The 19026-nt window shown below is 67.0% G+C and carries 20 protein-coding genes; 9 read left to right on the forward strand and 11 right to left on the reverse strand.

What is annotated here, in order from left to right; translation table 11 throughout:
- Positions 1 to 103: 103 nt before the first annotated feature.
- Together GV044_RS16985 and GV044_RS16990 are read right to left on the reverse strand one after the other, a co-directional pair.
- Entirely contained in the window at positions 104 to 886 is a 783-nt protein-coding gene (locus GV044_RS16985; RefSeq protein ID WP_159873065.1) for an SDR family NAD(P)-dependent oxidoreductase, read from the reverse strand.
- Between the two features lie 64 nt (positions 887 to 950).
- Positions 951 to 2252, reverse strand: coding sequence for a threonine ammonia-lyase (locus GV044_RS16990; protein WP_159873067.1), 1302 nt, complete (start codon positions 2250 to 2252; stop codon positions 951 to 953).
- Between the two features lie 337 nt (positions 2253 to 2589).
- Between GV044_RS16990 and GV044_RS16995 the strand changes: the two genes are divergently transcribed.
- The 3 genes from GV044_RS16995 to GV044_RS17005 all read left to right on the forward strand — a co-directional run bounded on the left by GV044_RS16995 (position 2590) and on the right by GV044_RS17005 (position 6023).
- Complete coding sequence (locus GV044_RS16995; RefSeq protein WP_159873069.1) at positions 2590 to 3486, forward strand: NAD(P)-dependent oxidoreductase; 897 nt, start codon at positions 2590 to 2592, stop codon at positions 3484 to 3486.
- A 133-nt stretch (positions 3487 to 3619) separates the two neighbouring features.
- Positions 3620 to 5368: an amidohydrolase gene (locus tag GV044_RS17000; protein ID WP_159873071.1), complete on the forward strand. Its 1749-nt coding sequence runs from the start codon at positions 3620 to 3622 to the stop codon at positions 5366 to 5368.
- Positions 5369 to 5387: 19 nt separating this feature from the next.
- Entirely contained in the window at positions 5388 to 6023 is a 636-nt protein-coding gene (locus tag GV044_RS17005) for an SOS response-associated peptidase (RefSeq protein ID WP_159873073.1), read from the forward strand.
- Between the two features lie 3 nt (positions 6024 to 6026).
- On the opposite strand, the gene tatC is transcribed toward GV044_RS17005, so the two are convergent.
- The 8 genes from tatC to argS all read right to left on the reverse strand — a co-directional run bounded on the left by tatC (position 6027) and on the right by argS (position 12887).
- Positions 6027 to 6836 carry a twin-arginine translocase subunit TatC gene (gene tatC / locus GV044_RS17010; RefSeq protein ID WP_159873075.1) on the reverse strand — a complete coding sequence of 270 codons (810 nt, stop codon included), beginning with the start codon at positions 6834 to 6836 and terminating at the stop codon, positions 6027 to 6029.
- A gap of 25 nt (positions 6837 to 6861) precedes the next feature.
- Positions 6862 to 7236 (reverse strand): Sec-independent protein translocase protein TatB, encoded by a 375-nt coding sequence (gene tatB, locus GV044_RS17015; RefSeq protein WP_159873077.1) that lies wholly within the window; start codon positions 7234 to 7236, stop codon positions 6862 to 6864.
- Between the two features lie 26 nt (positions 7237 to 7262).
- Complete coding sequence (locus GV044_RS17020; RefSeq protein ID WP_159873079.1) at positions 7263 to 7583, reverse strand: twin-arginine translocase TatA/TatE family subunit; 321 nt, start codon at positions 7581 to 7583, stop codon at positions 7263 to 7265.
- A gap of 153 nt (positions 7584 to 7736) precedes the next feature.
- Complete coding sequence (scpB, locus tag GV044_RS17025; RefSeq protein WP_159873081.1) at positions 7737 to 8324, reverse strand: SMC-Scp complex subunit ScpB; 588 nt, start codon at positions 8322 to 8324, stop codon at positions 7737 to 7739.
- Positions 8321 to 9121: a ScpA family protein gene (locus GV044_RS17030; protein WP_159873083.1), complete on the reverse strand. Its 801-nt coding sequence runs from the start codon at positions 9119 to 9121 to the stop codon at positions 8321 to 8323. Before GV044_RS17030 ends, scpB begins: the two co-directional genes overlap by 4 nt.
- Positions 9118 to 10122: a beta-N-acetylhexosaminidase gene (gene nagZ, locus GV044_RS17035; protein ID WP_159873085.1), complete on the reverse strand. Its 1005-nt coding sequence runs from the start codon at positions 10120 to 10122 to the stop codon at positions 9118 to 9120. The genes GV044_RS17030 and nagZ overlap by 4 nt, the downstream gene beginning before the upstream one ends.
- Before the next feature lie 234 nt (positions 10123 to 10356).
- Positions 10357 to 11139, reverse strand: coding sequence for an SPOR domain-containing protein (locus tag GV044_RS17040; RefSeq protein ID WP_159873087.1), 783 nt, complete (start codon positions 11137 to 11139; stop codon positions 10357 to 10359).
- Between the two features lie 2 nt (positions 11140 to 11141).
- Positions 11142 to 12887: an arginine--tRNA ligase gene (argS, locus tag GV044_RS17045; RefSeq protein ID WP_159873089.1), complete on the reverse strand. Its 1746-nt coding sequence runs from the start codon at positions 12885 to 12887 to the stop codon at positions 11142 to 11144.
- A gap of 77 nt (positions 12888 to 12964) precedes the next feature.
- On the opposite strand from argS, the gene miaB reads away from it, so the two are divergent.
- Entirely contained in the window at positions 12965 to 14299 is a 1335-nt protein-coding gene (gene miaB, locus GV044_RS17050; protein WP_159873091.1) for a tRNA (N6-isopentenyl adenosine(37)-C2)-methylthiotransferase MiaB, read from the forward strand.
- Between the two features lie 31 nt (positions 14300 to 14330).
- Here miaB and GV044_RS17055 read toward each other — a convergent pair whose 3' ends face one another.
- On the reverse strand, positions 14331 to 14822 hold the full coding sequence (locus GV044_RS17055) for an RcnB family protein (protein ID WP_159873093.1): 492 nt from the start codon (positions 14820 to 14822) through the stop codon (positions 14331 to 14333).
- A gap of 255 nt (positions 14823 to 15077) precedes the next feature.
- Here GV044_RS17055 and GV044_RS17060 point away from each other — a divergent pair, with 255 nt between their 5' ends.
- The 5 genes from GV044_RS17060 (at position 15078) to GV044_RS17080 (ending at position 18969) form a co-directional block, all read left to right on the forward strand.
- Positions 15078 to 16106: a PhoH family protein gene (locus GV044_RS17060; protein ID WP_159873095.1), complete on the forward strand. Its 1029-nt coding sequence runs from the start codon at positions 15078 to 15080 to the stop codon at positions 16104 to 16106.
- A gap of 128 nt (positions 16107 to 16234) precedes the next feature.
- Complete coding sequence (locus tag GV044_RS17065) at positions 16235 to 16555, forward strand: hypothetical protein (protein ID WP_159873096.1); 321 nt, start codon at positions 16235 to 16237, stop codon at positions 16553 to 16555.
- A 39-nt stretch (positions 16556 to 16594) separates the two neighbouring features.
- Complete coding sequence (ybeY, locus tag GV044_RS17070) at positions 16595 to 17086, forward strand: rRNA maturation RNase YbeY (RefSeq protein ID WP_159873098.1); 492 nt, start codon at positions 16595 to 16597, stop codon at positions 17084 to 17086.
- Positions 17087 to 17108: 22 nt separating this feature from the next.
- Positions 17109 to 18032: a hemolysin family protein gene (locus tag GV044_RS17075; protein WP_159873100.1), complete on the forward strand. Its 924-nt coding sequence runs from the start codon at positions 17109 to 17111 to the stop codon at positions 18030 to 18032.
- A gap of 52 nt (positions 18033 to 18084) precedes the next feature.
- Positions 18085 to 18969 (forward strand): LysR substrate-binding domain-containing protein, encoded by an 885-nt coding sequence (locus GV044_RS17080; protein WP_159873102.1) that lies wholly within the window; start codon positions 18085 to 18087, stop codon positions 18967 to 18969.
- Positions 18970 to 19026: the final 57 nt, after the last annotated feature.

A 19026-nucleotide genomic window follows, 5' to 3' on the forward strand; every position in this document is an offset into this window, starting at 1 on the left:
AGCCCCACGCAAAATCTGTGCAGCGGTGAACCTTTCGGGCGTGCGTTGTCCCAATAAGAGTCGATGTAGGCGTCATCTTTCATGAAGCGCCCGCATCCGCCGTTCAGGCCCCTTGCGCCGTCACCAGCGAGAGTCCGCCGTCGATGGTGACGGTGGTGCCGGTGATGTAGTCGGCGGTATCGGAGAGCAGGAACACCACCAGATCGGCGACTTCCTCGGCCGTGCCGGCGCGACGCCAGGGGATCGACGCCTCCTTGCGCTTGCGCTCCTCCACGTCGTCCAGGGCGGACTGGTTCATCGGCGTCAGGATCATACCCGGCGCCACGCCGTTCACCGCGATGCCCTGCGGCGCCAGCTCGAGCGCCAGCGTCGCGGTCAGCTGCGCGAGACCACCCTTGGCGCTGTCGTAGTCGACGGCGCCGGGTCTTGGTGCACGCTCGTGGATCGAGGAGACGTTGACGATGCGGCCCTTTCCATCACCCTCCTGGCTTGCTTCGAGCCCGCGCACGAAGCGACGGCAGGTGAGGAACGGGCCGGTGAGATCGGACCGCAGCACGCCATCGAATTGCGCCAGTTCCATCTTGGCGATCGGGGTATCGGCCATGTTGACCCCCGCCGAGTTGACCAGCAGGCTGACGGTGCCGAACGCTTTCTCCGCCGCGGCGAACAGCGCCTCGACATCCTCCTCACGGCCGACGTCGGCCTGGCAGGCGATTGCCTTGCCGCCCGCCTCCTCGATCGCGGCGACGACTTCGCGCGCCTCCGCTTCGCTCGAATGATAGGTGAGCGCGACCCGGACACCGGCGCGGCCGAGCGCAAGCGCGCAAGCCTTGCCGATCCCCGAACTGCCGCCTGTGACGACGGCGCAGCGTTGCTTGAAATCCATCACCTCGCTGAACGTGCGAGACAGGGCGGGGTTTCGCAAGCCGCTTGCAAAAATCCCATGAACTTCAGAGCTTTCGCTGGGAGCGGCCGGGCCGGCGGCCCGAGATGGTCATCACCTCGTAGGTGTAGCCCGCCGCTTCCAGATCGTGCAGCAGACCCTCGACCGCGTCCTTGTCGCGGATCTCGTATTCGATCTCCACTTCGCTGCCCTTGGCCGAAAGCACGCCGAAGATGCGCTGGTGCTGCACCTCGATGATGTTGGCATCGTTGCGGGTGAAGATCTCGGCGATCTTCGCCAGCTCGCCGACCTTGTCGGTCAGCAGGATGGCAAGCCGCCCGATACGCCCCGAGCGCGCCAGGTTGCGCAGGATCACGTTGGCCAGGAAGCGCGGGTCGATGTTGCCGCCCGTCAGGATCACGCCGATCTTGCGGCCGGCGAACTCGGGCCGGAACGCCCCATTCTTGAGCGGCAGCAGCGCGGCGAGGCCGACGGCGCCCGCCCCCTCAACCACCGTCTTCTCGATGTCGAGCAGCAAGGAGATCGCCTCTTCGATGCGCGTTTCGGACACCACGCGAACTTCGTCGACATGCAGCGCGACCGCCGCACGGGTGAGCAGGCCCGGTTCCTTGACGGCGATGCCCTCGGCGATGGTATCGCCGCCACCGGCCACTGCCTCTTTGCGGCTGAGCAGGTACATCGCGGGGTACTGGTTCGACTGGACGCCGACGACGCGGATGTCGGGTTTGATGCTCTTGGCCGCGACGGCGCAGCCGGAGATCAGCCCGCCACCGCCGATCGGCACCACGAGCGTGTCGAGTTCCGGCACATCGGCCAGCATCTCCAGCGCGACGGTGCCCTGCCCGGCCATGACCTCGCGATCATCGAAGGGATGCACGAAGATCAGTCCGCGCTCACCTTCGATGCGGCGGGCGATGGCATAAGCCTCGTCGAAGGTCTGGCCTTCGAGCACCACTTCGGCCCCATGGCCGCGGGTCTGCTGGACCTTCACGATCGGCGTCGACCTGGGCATCACGATCGTGACGGGGATGCCAAGGCGCCCGGCGTGATAGGCGAGGCCCTGCGCGTGATTGCCGGCCGAGGCCGCGATGACGCCGCGAGTCTTGGCTTCGGGTGGCAGGGTCAGCAGCTTGTTGAGCGCGCCGCGCTCCTTGTAGGCGGCGGTGAACTGCAGGTTCTCGAACTTGAGCCAGACTTCGGCGCCGACGATCCGGCTCAGCGTCTTGCTGTGCAGCGTCGGCGTATGGACCACCGCGCCAGCAATTCGCGCCGCCGCGGCGTGTACGTCCTCGGCGGTCAGCGCGGCCTGTGCAGGCGGCGCGGCGATGATTTCGAGCTGCTGGTCCATGGGGGCGCGGTACCGGAAACGGGTTGGGTTGGGAAGGTGGCGCCCCGGTCGATTTCCTGCGTGGGGTCGTGGAGGGGGAGGAGGAGGAAAGATGAAAGTGGTTCGCGCAGAGGCGCATAGGCGCAGGGAGAGAGAATGAGAGAGCTGGGCCGAAGGCCCTCTTAGGCTCCGACGTGTCTGCAGGCACTACTGTCGTCGGAGAAGGCGGCTTCGCCGCAAGAGCGATGCTCCCTTTTCCTCTCTGCGCCTCTGCGCCTCTGCGCGAACCCTTCTTCGAGACTTCCTCGCCACGAAACCGCCATTTGCTTTCGCCGCGAATGCGCTAGAGATGCGCGCCATGAGCGATGCACGAAAGGTTTCCTTCCTCGGCCTCGGCGTCATGGGCGGGGCGATCGCGCGCCATATCGGTGAGGCCGGGCACGCGCTGACGATCTACAACCGCTCGCCCAAGCGTATCGACGCCTGGCACGCGGCGAACCCGAGCCTGGACGTGCGCGTCGCCACCAGCCCCGCCGATGCGGCTGAGGGCGCGGACGTGGTGATCACCTGCGTGGGCAATGACGACGACCTTGCCGACGTGGTGCTGGGCCCGCGCGGCGTGTTTAAGACGCTGCAGCAGGGCGGCACCTTTATCGACCATACCACTGTCTCGGCCCGGATCGCGCGGCAGATCTCGGTAGAGGCGCGCGACTTGCAGGTCCATTGCGTCGATGCGCCGATGACCGGATCGCAGATCGGCGCGGAGAACGGTACGCTCACCCTGATGTGTGGCGGCCGCAAGTCCGCGATCGAAGCTGCGCGCCCGGTCATGGAGGCGTATTCGCAGCGGATCGTCCATGTCGGCAAGGCGGGTGCGGGGCAGACTGCGAAGATGGCCAACCAGATCTGCATCGCCGGCATCGTCGCCAGCCTGGCCGAGGCGGTGCGCTTCGCCCAGGCCTCGCACCTCGACATGGACCGCGTCTACGAGGCTATATCGGGTGGCGCGGCCCAGTCTTGGCAGATGGACAACCGGCTCAAGAGCATGAACGCGGACGAATTCGATTTCGGGTTCGCCATTGACTGGATGAGGAAGGACCTCGGCCTGGCGATGGACGAGGGGCGTGGCCTCGGCGTCTCGCTGCCGATGACCGCGCTGATCAACCAGTTCTACGCCGACGTGCAGGCGATGGGCGGCGGGCGTTTGGACACCAGCGCCATCATCAAGCGCCTGCCGCGCAAGGGGAAGGCTTGAGCCGCTCGGCGTGCTTCCGACTTACCCGTGAACGAAAAACACCGTCGCCCCCGCGAACGCGGGGACCCAGCTTTTCTTCAAGCGTTGAGCCGAACGCAGGCAGCGGGATCCCCGCCTTCGCGGGGATGACGAAATGAGAGGACGAAAGATCTTGTCGCGTAGCTGGAAGCTTGTTGCCCTCCCCCTGCTCGTGCTCGCCGCACCGGCCCTCGCCAAGGACCCGCCCCCCACTGGCACACTGGTCGACAACGTCGTCGGCATAACACCTGATGGCAAAGGCGGCGTCGAGCGCTTCACTGGCCTGCTGATTGACGGCAACGGCAACATCGCCGCCACATATCGCGACAAGGAGAGCCGCCCCAAGCGTGTCGCCTACAAGGTCGACGGCAAGGGCCGCGTGGTCGTGCCCGGCTTGATCGACGCGCATGTCCACGTGATGGAAACCGGCTTTGCCAGGATGACGCTCGACCTCTCGGGCGCACGCTCGCTGGAGGAGGCGCTGGTCATGGTCCGCGCCTATGTGGCCGCGCACCCCGACCGTGCCTGGATCGAAGGCGGCGGCTGGAACCAGGCGAACTGGGCTACAGACCGCATGCCCACCAGCGTCGAACTCGACCGCGTCACAGGCGGCAAGCCTGCGTTCCTCACCCGGGTCGATGGCCACGCCGCCTGGGTCAACTCCGCCGCTCTTGCTGCGGCCGGCGTCACCGATGCCACGGCTGACCCTGCGGGCGGGCGGATCGAGCGCACGGCAGGATCGCGCCGGCCCGCCGGCGTGCTGGTCGACGCCGCGCAGGAACTGGTACGCGCCAAGGTGCCGCCGCCGCGCCCTTCGGATAGGGATACAGCGTTCGGGGAAGCGCAGCTGGAGTTCCTGGCGCAAGGCGTCACCGCCGTCGCCGACATGGGCACGACCATCCAGGACTGGCAGGCTTACCGCCGCGCAGGCGACGCGGGCAACCTGCGCATCCGCATCGTCTCCTACGCCAAGGGCGTCGACAACATGGAGCTCATCGGCGGCTCGGGCCCTTCTGCCTGGCTCTATGGCGACCGGCTGAAGATCCAGGGCGTGAAGCTCTACCTCGACGGCGCGCTCGGCTCGCGTGGGGCCTGGCTCAAGGCGCCTTATGCCGATGCACCCGAGACCAGCGGCCTGCCGCGCATGAGCGAGACGCAGCTGGGCAATCTGATGAGCCGCGCCGCGATCGACAACTTCCAGGTGGCCGTCCACGCCATCGGCGACAAGGCCAACGAGACCGCGCTGGATACCATCGACCAGCTGTCCGACACCTACAAGGGCGACCGGCGCTGGCGGATCGAACATGCGCAAGTGCTTGCCCCCGCCGACATCGGCCGCTTCGCCGCGCACGGCACGATCGCATCGATGCAGCCGCAGCACGAGGCGAGTGACCGCCTCATGGCCGAAGCGCGCCTGGGGCCGCAGCGACTGGCGGGCGCCTATGCCTGGAAGTCGGTTTCAGCGGCTGGCGCGCGGCTGGCGTTCGGTTCGGACACACCGGTCGAGCCGCCCTCACCTTTCGTGGGCCTGGCCGTCGCCGTCAGCCGGCAAGGCGCGGACGGGCAACCCGCCGGCGGCTGGCAACCGCAGGAGCGGCTGACGTTCAGCCAGGCACTCGCCGGCTATACCACGGGAGCCGCCTACGCCATGTTCGCCGAGGACCGCCTGGGCCGCATCGCGCCCGGGATGAAGGCCGACTTCCTGTTCATCGACCGCGATCCGACCACGGCCACTCCTGACTCGCTGCGGCAGACCAAGGTGCTCGAAACCTGGATCAGCGGAGTGCAAGCCTGGAGCGCCGCGCGCGGGGTGTCCAGGCAACCCGTCCCCACCGTACCTGCACGCAACAACAGCGGTCACTGAGCCGGCTCGAAACAAGACGATGTGCAACCTTTATCGCATGACCAAGGGCGTGGTGGAGATCGCCCACCTGTTTGACGCGGTGCCCGAGACTGGCGCCAACTTCGCCGAAGAGGTCTACCCTGGCTATGCCGGCCTCGTCGTTGCCGAGGGTCGCGCGCGCACCATGACCTGGGGCTTCCCGCTCGCTCTCAGGGGACGGCAAGGCCAGGCGCTCAAGCCCAAGCCGGTGACCAATGCGCGAGAGGACAAGCTGCTCACCGGCTTCTGGCTACCCAGCTTCAAGAGCCGGCGCTGCCTGATTCCCGTCACGGCCTGGGCGGAGGCGGAAGGGCGGCGCGGTGCCATGACGCGCACCTGGTATCGCGTCGATGCCATGGACACTTTCGCAGTCGCCGGCTTGTGGCGTCCGACGACCGAGTGGGGCGACGCCTACAGCATGGTCATGACCGAAGCCTGTCCGCAGATGGGCGACGTGCACGACCGGATGCCGGTCATCCTGGCACCGGAGCACTGGCGCCGCTGGACCGATGGCTCCGCCGACGAGGCACTGCGCCTGTGCACGACATCCGACCTCACTCTCCACGTGGATCGCACGGAAGAACGCTGGGCGGGTGAACCGAAGCCGCCGCCGGAGCGACAGCCGCGCCTGTTCTGACGGCTATTCCGCCACTGCGGACTGCGACGCTTCCTCGCGCGCCTTCTCGCGCGCGTCGCTGCGTTCGGTGAACCACATCAGGATCAGTGTGCCTTCGAACAGCATCAGGAGCGGCACCGCCAGCAGCAGCTGCGAGATCACGTCGGGCGGGGTGGCAACCGCGGCGACGATGAAGATCCCGACCACCGCATAGCGCCGCGCACCGACCGTCTGGGCACGCGTGATGATGCCCGCGCGGTTGAGCAGCATCAGCAACACCGGCAGCAGAAAGCTGATCCCAAATGCCAGGATGAACTGCATGACCAGCGCCAGGTAGTCGCCGGTGCCCGGCAGCGCCTCCAGCTTCAAGCCGCCTTTCTGCCCTTCGAACCCAAGGAAGAAGTGGAAGGCGGTCGGCATCACCACGTAGTAGGCCAACGCCGCGCCCATCGTGAACAGCACCGGAGTGGCGATCAGGAACGGCAGGAAAGCCCGCTTCTCCTTGGCGTAGAGTCCCGGCGCAACGAAGGCCCATATCTGGTTGGCGATGATCGGAAAGCTGACGAAGAACGCCGCAAAAATGGCGATCTTCACCTCGACGAAGAACGCTTCGTAGAGCTTGGTGTAGATAAGCTTGCCCTGCCCCGGCGGGAACGCCTCGGTCAGCGGGCGCACCAGGAAGGCGAAGATATGGTCGGCGAAATAGAAGCAGATCGCAAAGGCGATGCCGAATGCGAACAGCGCGCGCAGCAGGCGGGTGCGCAGCTCGATCAGGTGGTCGAGCAGCGGCGCCTGGGTGTCGTCGATGTCCTGGATGCGGAAGGGCTTGGCCATTACCGCGGGCCTGCAGCGAGCGCGCTCATGGCGGGGGCAGCGGCAGCTGCGGCTCGGCCTCGTGCCGCGGATCGGCAGGAGCTGGGTGAGAGGGCGCTTCGAGCGAGGCCAGCGCCGCTTCGGCCGACGTGGGATGGGGCGCCATGTCCTCGCCCGACGGCAGCGTCGGGTGCGATTTCATGATGGCTTCGTTCTGCTCGCGCCACTTACGCTCCATCTCCTCCAGCTCGGCTTCGCGCACCATCGTGTCGATGCCGGCGCGGAAGTGGCCCGAGATGCGGCGCATCTTGCCGATCCAGCGCCCGGCGGTGCGCATGGCCATCGGCATGTCCTTGGGTCCGATGACGACGACCGCGACGATCACGATCATCAGCATCTCGGATGCACCGACGTCGAACATGAGGGAAGCCCCGACGCGCTTGCGGCTTACGCGCCGGTCTTGTTCTCGGATGACAGGTGGGTCATGCCGGGCTCCGGAACCGGGACGCCGGTAGCGGGATCGACGATGGTAGCGACAGGCGGCACGGCGGTCTGCACCGGCGCTTGCGGCGCGATCTGCGCGGGCGGCACCACCGGAGGCGGCGGCGGAGCGGCATGACGGTCGCCGCTCTCGTCGTTGATGCCTTCCTTGAAGCTTTTGATGCCCTTGCCGAAGTCACCCATGATGTCCGAGATCCGACCACGGCCGAACAGGATCAGCACGACCAGAAGGACGATGATCCAGTGCCAGAGCGAAAGGCCACCCATAACTGCGACTCCAAGTTCTTGCGCCAGGTGGTGGCGCGGGGCTCATCTAGTGCTTTGTAAGCGCGGATGCCAGTGGGATCAAAGGCCCGTACACCGATGCGAGCGACCGCCATGGCGAGGTGATATGTCTTTCGTGTGACGGGAGGACAGCAGTCAGTCGTCACGCTCCTCGCTCTCGCCCTTCCCGCCCAGGGCCAGTTCGATCATCTCGTCGTCGACCGGATCGAGAAGGCCTGCGGCGCGCATCTCGTCTACGCCGGGCAGTTCCTTGAGCGTACCCAGGCCAAAGTGGGCCAGGAACTCGGGCGTGGTGGCGTAGATCACCGGCCGCCCCGGTACTTCACGCCGGCCCGCGACGCGCACCCAGCCCGCCTCCATCAGCACGTCGAGCGTGCCCTTGGCGGTCTGCACGCCGCGGATCGCCTCGATCTCTGCGCGGCTGACCGGCTCATGGTAGGCGACGATCGCCAGCACTTCGGTGGCGGCACGGCTGAGCGGGCGAACATGCTCGCGCTCGCGCCGCAGCAGGTGCGCCAGATCGGGCGCGGTCTCGAAATGCCAGCGCGCGCCTCGCTCGACCAGCCGGATGCCCCGGTCGGCGTAGTGCTGTTGCAGCTCCCCCAGCGCCGAGCGGACCATCGCGCCACCGAGGTGTTGCGAGATCGCATCCGCCGACATCGGCGCCTCGGCCGCGAACAGCGTCGCTTCTACCGCGCGGACGAGATCGTCAGGCGGTGTCATCCTCCGACCGCCTTCAGCCGCAATGGCCCGAAGGTCTCCTCCTGCGCCAGCTCCGCCCTGCCTGTGCGCGCCAATTCGAGCGCGGCGACGAAGCTGGAGGCGAGCGCCGAGCGGCGCAGGCGCGGGTTCGCCCAGTCGCCCTGACTGCTCGGCGGTAGAAAGTCGCGCAACTCGATCCACTCGAGCGAAACGCCGAGCATCGAGGAGACCCGCGCGATCGCGCTCTCCAGCGTCATCACCATGCGCTCGCGCACCATATGGACCACCGGCTCGCTGCGCACCTTCACGTCGGCATAAGCGCGCACGAGGTCGAACCACTCGCACTGCCAGCGATTGCGACGATCGACGCGCAGGCCTTCGGGCATGCCGCGCAGGAACACGTCTCGGCCCAGGCGATCGCGCCCCATCAGCCGCGCCGCGCCTTCCCGCATGGCGCCCAGCCGCGCCAGGCGCAGCTGCAGCCGCAGGGCGAGCTCCTCCGGGCTGGGGTCCTCCTGTTCGTCCCGGGGCAGCAGCAGCGCCGACTTCAGATACGCCAGCCACGCAGCCATCACCAGGTAGTCGGCGGCCAGCTCCAACCGCAGTTCCTCGGCCTCGTCGATATAGCCGAGGTACTGGTCGACCAGCTCCAGAATTGAGATGCGCCGCAAGTCGACTTTTTGGCGTCGCGCCAGGTCAAGCAGCAGGTCGAGCGGCCCTTCCCAGCCGTCGATCTCGAGGTAGAGCGCGCCTTGCGGATCGGTGCCTGACGCCGGTGGACCGACGGCCCGCCAGTCCTCGGCAGGCTCCGCGATCATCCGGCCAGCGCCAGCAGCGTGTCTCGCTTGGCTGCAAGCTCGGCCTGCGGCGTATCCATGGCCGGGGCTGCGTCGAGTGCCCGGGCGAGGCGCTCGGCGGTGCGCTCCGGCATGGTCGGGCAGGCTTGGGCGATGCTGATCATGTCGTCCATCTTGGCCCAGCAATTGAGCGCGATGTCGCACCCCGCCGCCAGTGCCCGCGCCGCGTGCTCCGGCACCGAGCCTTGCAGCGCCTGCATGTCGAGATCGTCGGTCAGCAGCAGGCCCTCGAAGCCGATGCGGCGGCGGATCACCTCCCCAACCACGAAGGGCGAGAGCGTGCCGGGGTTCTGCGCATCCCAAGCGGTATAGCGCACGTGTGCGGTCATGCCGACGGGCGCGTGGACGAGGCTGCGGAACGGGCGCAAGTCCTCCTCCAGCTCCGCTTCGCTGGCGTCTACGGTGGGCAGTTCCTTGTGGCTGTCCGCCATCGCGCGGCCGTGGCCGGGCATGTGCTTGATGCAGCCGACGACGCCAGCGCGCGCCAGCCCATCAAGCGCGGCGCGGCCCAGGGCGGCGACCCGCATCGGCTCCGACCCGAAGGCGCGATCGCCGATCACATCATGCGCGCCGGGGCGCCGCACGTCGATTGAGGGGTAGCAGTCGACCGTGATCCCCGCTTCGGCCAGATCGAGACCAAGTGCCTGAGCATTGCACCGCGCCGCCTCGATCGCACTGGCGGGTGCGAGCTCATAGAGCCGGTCGAACGCCTCTCCGGTCGGATAAGCCGGCCAAACCGGCGGCTTCATCCGCGCGACGCGGCCACCTTCCTGGTCGATGCAGACGAACAGCCGCTCTCGGCCATGGATCGCGCGCAGTTCATCGGTGAGCGCGCGGACTTGCTCACGGCTTTCGATGTTGCGGCCAAACAGGATGTAGCCGGCCGGATCGGCATCGCGAAAGAAAGCGCGCTCTTCGGCGCTGAGGGTCAGGCCGGCCAAGCCGAAGATTGCGGGGACCATGGTGCGGAAGTCGCAGATTTGCGCGGGCTTCGCAAGTTGGCGGCAGGCGCTGTGCACAGCCTCCACTCGCGGCAGCCCACCAGATCCTCCCCTGCAAGGGGAGGGGGACCGCCGCCGCAGGCGGTGGTGGAGGGGTGTCACCCTGCCGGTCGAGCACTCGACTAGCGGTGACACCCCTCCCTCAGCCGCTAAGCGTCTGCCACCTCCCTTTGCAGGGGAGGATCGTGGCCAAGCTCAGCGCTTGACCTGGCAGCTCAGCCCCGCCGCCTTCAACGTCCCGCACAGTCGGTTTGCCGCTGCCGCATCGCCCGGCACCGCCTGCAGGCGATAGACCGTGCCGATGTCCGCCCGTCCCTCGACGATGCGGTGCTTCACGCTGCCCAGCGCCTCGTACTGCTGCGATAGGCGGGTCCAGCCCTTCTCCGCCGACTCGCGATTGGAATAGGCACCCACCTGCACGCCCACGCCGCTGACATCCGCGGGCGCAGCTTCGCTCGCCGCGGCACTCGGCGAGGCGCCGGGCGTAGTGGCCGCCTTGGGCGTGTTCGCCGGAGCGGGTGTCTCGTTGCCCATGCGCACCTGGCGCGTCTGGCCTTCCGCCACCGCGAAGCTGGTGTCGCCAGTGCCGGCGACCACTTCGCCGCCGGGATCGGCAGGCTTGGTCTTGTAGGGCGCTGCCGGCGCCTGGATAGTCTCGCCGTCGGCGACCAGCGCGGTATCGGGCTTGTCGCGCTGCAGCCACCAGATGCCGCCGACGATCAGCGCCAGCGCGACGAGGCCCAGCAGCACCAGCGCGATCAGCTGGCCGGTGTTGGAACCTACGTCCTCGTAGTCGTCGTCATCGCCTTCGAGCCACGGCAGGCGCACGTCCTCTTCGCCCAGGTCGAGCTCGCCTGTCTCTTCGAAGCGGCTGTCGAATGGGCGCTGGCCCGCGCCATGAGCGGGTGCCGCAGTGTCGTCCCCATCCTTGAACCCGGGCTCATCGCGCCCGCCCTCTCCTGGAAACGACATCGTCATCCTCACATTTCCTCCACCGCCTCGACGCCGAGCAGGGCGAGGCCGTTGCGTATCAGCTGCCCGATCTGGGTCGCAAGGAAAAGCCTAGCGGAGGTAAGGTTACCATCTTGTGCCACGATGAAGCGCTTTTCCGGCCGATCGTTGCCGACGTTCCAGTAACCATGGAACGCGGCGGCGAGATCCTGCAGGAAAAAGGCGATCCTGTGCGCCTCGCGCGCGGCCGCTGCCGCCTCGACGATGCGCGGGAACTGCGCGGCGAGCTTGATCAGCTCCAGCTCCTCATCCCCCAGCAGCTCAACGTGCTCGCCCGACGGCGCGAAACCCTCCGCTGCGCCCTTGCGCAGCGTCGAGCTAACACGGGCATGCGCATACTGGACGTAGAACACCGGATTGTCCTTAGAGGCTTCGACCACTTTGGCGAAGTCGAAGTCCATCTGCGCCTCGGGCTTGCGGGTCAGCATGGTGAAGCGCACCACGTCCTTGCCCACTTCGCGCACGACATCAGCCAGGGTGACGAAGGTGCCGGAGCGCTTGCTCATCTTCACCGGTTCGCCGTTGCGCAGCAGCTGGACCATCTGGACCAGCTTGATCTCGAACGGCGTCGGTTCGCCATCGGCACCCGTCATGGCAGCGACGGCGGCCTTGATCCGCTTGACGGTGCCGGCGTGGTCCGCGCCCCAGATGTCGACCAGCGCATCGGCGCTCTGGGCCTTCTGGTAGTGATAGGCGAGATCCGCTCCGAAGTAGGTCCAACTGCCGTCGGACTTCCTGATCGGGCGGTCCTGGTCGTCGCCGAACTTGGTCGAGCGGAACAGCGGCAACTCGACCGGCTCCCAGTCCTCAAGCGTCTTGCCCTTGGGCGCTTCGAGCACGCCATCGTAGACCAGGTCGCGCGAGCGCAGGAAGGCCTCGGCCTCCTCCGGCTTGCCGGCCGCCTGCAGCTCAGCCTCCGAGGAGAACAAGTCGTGTTCGATGCCGAGCAGCGCCAAGTCCTGCTTGATCATGACCAGCATGGCGGCGACCGCACGGGTCCGGAACAGTACCAGCCATTCGGTGTCGGGCGCGGAGACGTAGCGCGCGCCGAACTCGGCGGCGAGTTCCTGGCCGATCGGCACCAGGTAGTCGCCCGGATAGAGCCCCTCGGGGATCGTCACCGTCTCGCCCAGCGCTTCGCGGTACCGCAAGTGCACCGAGCGGGCGAGCACGTCGACCTGCGCGCCGGCGTCGTTGACGTAGTACTCGCGCGTCACCTTGTGCCCGGCAAACTCGAGCAGCGTGCACAATGCATCGCCCACGACCGCGCCGCGGCAATGGCCCATGTGCATCGGCCCGGTCGGGTTGGCCGAGACGTACTCGACGTTGACCACGCTGCCGCCGCCCATGTCGGACTTGCCGTAGTCCGCCCCAAGCTCGGCGATCGTCCGCAGCTCGGCGAGCCAGGCGGCGGGCGAGAGGCGCAGGTTGATGAAGCCAGGCCCGGCAATCTCGGCGCCAGTCACTTGCGGCAGCTTGGTGAGTTCAGCAACGAGTGCTTCTGCCAGGTCGCGCGGCTTCATGCCGGCAGGCTTAGCCAACACCATCGCGGCGTTGGTCGCCAAGTCGCCATGCGATGGATCGCGCGGCGGCTCGACCGTCACCGCGCCTCGCTTCACACCGCAAGGCAGAGTGCCCGCCGCTTCCAGCGCATCAAGCGCAGTGGCAAGGTGGCCGGTGAAGGCCGCGTAGAGGGTCTGTTGCGCGTTGGTCATGGCGCGCGCGGTTAGCGGGTTTGAGGCGCCAAACCAACCTTCTTCAAATCGCGGCCGCTTTCCTGTATCGGCCCGCGATGCCTCAGGATCAGTCCCCCAAGACCTATAAGGTCAAGAGCTTCGGCTGCCAGATGAACGTCTATGATGGCGAGCGCATGGCCGAACTGCTGGCAAGCCAAGGCCTCACCGCGGCGCCGGACGGCACCGATGCGGACCTCGTCGTGCTCAACACCTGCCACATCCGCGAGAAGGCGGCGGAGAAGGTCTACTCCGATATCGGTCGCCTAAAGCGTGACGATGGCTCATCGCCGCTGATCGCGGTCGCTGGCTGTGTCGCGCAGGCCGAGGGCGAGGAAATCATGGCGCGCGCACCTTCGGTGAAGATGGTGGTCGGCCCGCAAGCCTATCATCGCCTGCCCGAGATGGTGCGCGAGGCTGCGGCCGGTCGCCGCGCGACGGATACCGACATGCCGGCCGAAACCAAGTTCGGGCACTTGCCTGCGCGCCGCCGGTCGGGTCCGAGCGCATTCCTGACGGTGCAGGAAGGGTGCGACAAGTTCTGCACGTATTGCGTGGTGCCTTATACCCGTGGCGCCGAGGCTTCGCGTCCCTACGCCGACCTCATCACCGAGGCGCAGCGGCTGGTGGATGCTGGCGCGCGCGAGATCACGCTGCTGGGGCAGAACGTCAACGCCTGGACCGGCGAGGATACAAAGGGTCGCACGCTGGGTCTAGACGGGCTGATCCGCGCGCTTGCCGCGATGCCGGACCTCGCCCGCATCCGCTACACCACCAGCCACCCCAACGACATGACCCCCGGCCTGATCGAGGCGCATGCCAGCGAGCCCAAGCTCATGCCGTTCCTGCACTTGCCGGTGCAGTCGGGATCGGACCGGGTGCTGAAAGCCATGAACCGCAGCCACACGGCGGAAAGCTACCTGCGGATCCTGGAGCAGGTCCGCGCCGTGCGGCCCGACATCGCGCTATCGGGAGACTTCATCGTCGGCTTCCCGGGCGAGACCGATGCCGAGTTCGCGGACACGCTGCAGCTGGTCGAGACGGTAAGCTATGCGCAGTGCTTCAGCTTCAAATATTCGCCGCGCCCCGGCACTCCGGCGGCGACGATGGGCGATCAGATCGCGCCAGAGGTCATGGACGATCGCCTGCAGCGGCTGCAAGCCGCGCTCAACCGCAGCCAGCTCGTCTTCAACAAGGCCAGCCTGGGTCGTTCGTGCGAGGTGCTGGTGGAGCGCCGGGGCAAGCTCCCCGGCCAGTGGCTCGGCAAGTCGCCGTGGCTGCAGTCGGTGCACTTCATCGGCGATGCCGCCATCGGCGATCTGGTCCGCGTGGACCTGATGGAAGCGGGGCCGAACTCGCTCTCGGCCCGGCCCGCGCTCCAGATGGTAGCCTGACCCCGCAAAGCGGGGCCAGGCGCGTGGCCGCTTACCAGAAGAAGCGGTTGTAGACCTGCAGGACGCGACCGGTGCGCAGGTTCACCAGAGCCACGTCATTGCCATAGCGCACCCACTGCGCGCCGCGGCTCGGCGCCGGCAGGCGATAGCGGCCGTAGTCGCTCACCCAGTAGTTGCGGCCGTAGTAGCTCGGCTGGAAGCGATAGCCGACCGAAACCGGGCGATAGGCGTAGCCGCGCGGACCGACGTAGGCCTGGCGGCGATAGACGTCGCGGTTGGTGCGGCGATAGTCGCGCCAATCCTCACGCAGTTCGCGGCGCGAGTCCCGCACGTCGCGGCGAGCTTCGCGCACGTCGCCACGATCGCCGTAGCGCTGTGCCTCGCGCAAGTCGCGCTGGTCACGGCGCAGGTCGCGCTGACTGTCGCGCACTTCGCGAGCGCTCTGGGCCTGGGCCGCGATCGGAACCAGCGTCGCGGGAACCAGGGTGCTGGCGGCCAAGGCTGCCATGATGATCTTTCGCATTGCTTCTCTCCTACATTCGGCGCCCATCGAGTCCGGGCTGCGAGGGTCAACTTGGCCCTGTCGCGCTTAACCGGCCGGGAACCGCTCCTTCAGGAATGATGCAGAAGTGTCGCAGCGTGTATTCGGTTGCATGAACGCGCCGTTCAGCCGCACGTGACCACCGTTGTGGAAAGATGCTGGCGCCGGTCCTTGCGCAAGCCGCTCCGAAGTCTCAAGTTGAGCCCACACAAGAGCGCTTTCACATGAAAGGAGCGCATGGCCCGAAAGTCAGCGCAGCGTCCGGAGATGACGCAGTTCAGGCCCGACCACCCGGCGCGGCGGGCCCGTGTCGAAGTGGATTTCGACCAACCCGCGCTGCTCGGGACCCTGTTCGGCCAGTTCGACGCCAACCTTGTCCAGGTCGAAAATCGGCTCGGCGTCTACATCGCGGCTCGCGGCAATCGCATCCAGATCGAAGGGTCGGAAGATGCCGTGTCCCGTGCGCGCGAAACCCTGACGGGAATGTACCACCGGCTGGAGCAAGGCCATGACCTTGATTCCGGCGCTATCGAATCGTTGATCACCATGTCCGCAGAACCCACACTGGAAGGGATCATCACCGGCGACGCCGCGCTTGGCACCCCGCCGATCATGATCCGCACCCGCAAGAAGACCATCGTCCCGCGCTCGGCGACGCAGATCGAGTACATGCGCTCGCTCGCCAAGGCCGACATCATCTTCGCGCTCGGGCCGGCGGGCACCGGCAAGACCTATGTCGCGGTAGCGCAAGCGGTCAGCCAGCTGATGACCGGATCGGTCCAGCGCCTGATCCTCAGCCGCCCCGCGGTCGAGGCGGGCGAGAAGCTGGGCTTCCTGCCCGGCGACATGAAGGACAAGGTCGACCCCTACCTGCGCCCGCTCTACGACGCGCTCTACGACTGCATGCCGCCCGAGCAAGTGGAGCGGCGCCTCGCCAGCGGCGAGATCGAGATTGCCCCCATCGCCTTCATGCGCGGCCGCACTCTGGCCGACGCCTTCGTCATCCTCGACGAGGCGCAGAACACCACGCGCGAGCAGATGAAGATGTTCCTCACCCGCTTCGGCCAGAACAGCCGCATGGTGGTCTGCGGCGATCCGCGCCAGGTCGATATTCCCGGCGGCGACCGCATGAGCGGCCTTGCCGATGCCGTCTCGCGGCTGGAGGGCGTCGAAGGGATCGACGTGACGCGGTTCACCTCGGCCGACGTGGTACGCCATCCCATCGTTGGGCGGATTGTGGATGCTTATGAAGGCCCGGATGCCTGAAGCTCGGCACGGATCGATGGTGCGAACGGACTAGAGGCATCGGCAAAGATACTAGCAACGTGCGGTCCGTGGAGCGCGTTGATCGAACCGTACGCCTAACGGCAGAGTTTCGATCAGGAGGAACGCACGTGAAAGCCTTCGCCCTTGCCCTGCTCGGGGCCGCCGCGCTCGGCGCCTGCGCCGCTCCGGCGACTCGCATCTCCACTTCATTGCAGCGTTACGGCCTGGACCAGGCGCGGTCCGACTGTGTGGGCACTCGCCTGCAGAGCGATCTCTCGTTGGGTCAGCTGCAGCAGCTCGGCCGCGCGGCAAAGGCCTATCGATCGGGCGACACGAACCCCGGAGTCCTCACAGTGGGTGATCTCCTGCGCGTTGCGGGCGAACTGAACGATCCGGAGATCGCGCTCGTGCTGGGCAAGGCGGCGATCGGATGCGGCGTCACGCCCTGATTTCTAGGTTACATCGGAGCCTTGCGCTAAGGCACATCGATGAATCTCGAGATCGACGTCGAAGAACCCTGGCCCAACAGCACCGCATGGGAGGCGCTCGCCACCCGCGCAGCCGCGGCCGCGGCGCAAGTGGCCGAGGAGCTCGCCCACCCTCGCCTCACCGCAAGCGTGCTGTTCACCTCCGACGAGGACGTACACGCGCTCAACGCCGAGTGGCGGGGCAAGGACAAGCCGACCAATGTCCTCTCCTTCCCCATGCTGGAGCGTTCCGGCCTGCTCGATCTTGCCCCGAACGGCCCGCCGGAACTCATCGGTGACATCGCCCTGGCTTTTGAGACTTGCGCCCGCGAAGCTGAGGAGAAGGGCATCTCTGTCGAGGACCATGCCGCCCATCTGATCGTCCACGGCTTGCTCCACTTGGCCGGTTACGACCACGAGACCGGGGACGACGAGGCCGAGGCTATGGAAGCACTCGAAACAAAGGCACTTGCGGTCATGGGCCTGGCGGACCCATATGGCCGCGACGTTTAACTGACAGGGGCTGAATCACACGATGGCCGAGAATGGCCGCCACACCGACTCCGGACAGGGAGATCCGGACAGTAGTGGCTCGATCTGGCGGGTGATCCGCCGGATGTTCGTCGCCGACGTTGACCAGTCCCTGCGCTCGCAGATCGAAGACGTCATCAACGAGCACGAGGGCGAGGACAGCCAGGACCAGAGCGGGGACTTGTCTCCGCTCGAGCGCCAGATGCTGCGCAACCTCCTGCACTTCTCCGAGCACGATGCAGACGACGTCGCGGTGCCGCGCGGCGACATCATCGCCATTCCCGCTTCGGCCAGCTGGGACGAAGTGGTCGAGGCATTCGCGGAGCACGGTCACAGCCGCATGCCGGTCTATGGCGAGTCGCTCGACGAAGTCCGCGGCATGATCCACATCAAGGACGTGTTCCCGATACTCGCGCGCGGCAACGTTGCGCCGGCGGACTGGACCACGCTGCTGCGCCAGCCGCTGTTCGTGCCCCAGGCCCGCGGCGCGCTCGACGTGCTGGCCGACATGCGCGCGAAGCGCATCCACCTGGCCGTGGTGATCGACGAGTATTCGGGCACCGATGGCATCATCACCATCGAGGACCTGGTCGAGGAGATCGTCGGCGAGATCGAGGACGAGCACGACGACGCCCCCGAGGTCATGCTCGTCCCGCTGGACGATGGCATGTGGGATGCCGACGCCCGCGTCGAGCTGGAAGAGGTTGCGGAGAAGATCGACCCGCGGCTTGCCGAAGTGGAGGAAGCTGTCGATACTCTTGGCGGCCTGGCCTTCGTGCTGGCCGAGCAAGTGCCCGAGGTCGGCCGGATCCTGGAGCACGAGAGCGGTTGGCGCCTGGAGGTTACTCAAGGCAACGAACGCCACGTGACCAGGCTGCGGCTGCACCCGCCGGTTGAAGTAATTGCCAATGAATACGACGGAGAGTGACCCTGAATAGCTCGACCGGCGCGTTGCCGGCCACATCAAGCATGGTGCCGCGGTGGTAGTCCGCCGGCTACCCCCGTTACGCGCGCTGGAAGCGTTCGTGCGCGTCGTCCGCCTCGGCTCGGCCAAGGCGGCCGCGAGCGAGCTGGCGCTCAGCCCGTCGGCTCTTTCGCGGCGCGTCGCGGCGCTGGAGGACTTCACCGGCAAGCGGCTGTTCACCCGCCAGCATCAATCGATGAAGCTGACCGACGAGGGCCAGGCATTCTACAACGCGATCGCGCCCAAGCTGGAGGAGCTGGCCGAAGCGGTTGAGGCGCAGATCGACCGTGGCCAGGTCCTGCGCCTGCACCTGGGCGTGCCTTCGCTGTTCGGCGGGCAGCGGCTGTTCCCGCGCCTGCCCGAATTGCGCAAGCTGCACCCGCGGCTGCATATCGACATCGAGACCGGGCCGAACCTGGAAACCCAGGTCGGCGACTCGCTTGATTGCGCGATCATCCTGGCCAAGGCGCCCGATCCGGCGTTCTATTCGGTGCAGCTGGACCACAACAAGGTCTACGCGATCGTCTCCAAGCAGGTCGCGCAGGAACTTGGCGACGTGCCCGACCAGGCGAAGCTCTCGCGCCAGACGATCCTGATCCACAACGACTTGCCCGACAGCTTCGATGCCTGGAAGGCGGCGTTGGGCATGCCGAAGCTGGAGCCTGCTTCGGTCGACCGCTTCAACTCGGGCCAGCTTGTGCTCGAAGCCGCGGCGCAAGGGCTGGGCATCGCCATCATGCATGACGATCACTTCCGCCGCGCGGGCGACGATCGCCTGGCCGTGCTCTACGACATCGATGTCGAAAGCCCGTACCGCTACTGGTTCATCTGCCGCCACAAGGACCTGGAAAGCCGACCGGTGAAGATCTTCCACGAGTGGTTGCTGAAGGCTGGGTTGTAGGGTCGCCCCCGGAGCAGAGCAGGACTACAATCCGTTCGTGTCGAGCGAAGGGCGACG

The organism is Novosphingobium sp. 9U, from assembly GCF_902506425.1.
Classification (GTDB): domain Bacteria; phylum Pseudomonadota; class Alphaproteobacteria; order Sphingomonadales; family Sphingomonadaceae; genus Novosphingobium.